Genomic DNA, 446 nt, shown 5'->3' with positions numbered 1-446 from the left:
AAGACCGGCAGCGACAAGGCCGGCACCGACAAGACCGGCAGCGACAAGGCCAGGCAGAACGCCCGGCAGTTCGGCATCACCTCGCGCATTATCGCCTCCTCGGCACTGGCCGGCGTGCTGGTCTTCGGCATCGGCGGCTGGGCCGCCCAGGCGAAGCTGTCGGGCGCCGTCATCACCCATGGCCAGGTGGTCGTCTCCGAGCAGGTCAAGACCATCCAGCACCGCGACGGCGGCATCATCGCCGCCATCCGCGTCGACAACGGCACCGTCGTCAAAAAGGGCGACGTCCTCATCGTCCTCGACGACACCCAGACCCGCGTCGAACTGTCGATCGTCAGGGCGCAGCTGCAGCAGCTGACCGCCGCCCATGCCAGGCTGGTGGCCGAGCGCGACGAGGCAGAAACCGTCGGCTTTGCGGCGCTCGACCTGTCCGCCGCGGTGATCTC

The 446-nt window shown here is 68.6% G+C and carries 1 pseudogene; it reads left to right on the top strand.

Going from position 1 to position 446, the window contains the following annotated elements:
- Positions 1–446: pseudogene (locus RGCCGE502_RS34395) on the top strand (HlyD family type I secretion periplasmic adaptor subunit); the annotation flags it as partial.

This window comes from Rhizobium grahamii CCGE 502 (genome assembly GCF_000298315.2).
Taxonomy (GTDB): Bacteria; Pseudomonadota; Alphaproteobacteria; order Rhizobiales; family Rhizobiaceae; genus Rhizobium; species Rhizobium grahamii.
The sequence above is the reverse complement of the archived record's forward strand: the minus strand, read 5'-3'. Positions and strand labels throughout refer to the sequence as shown.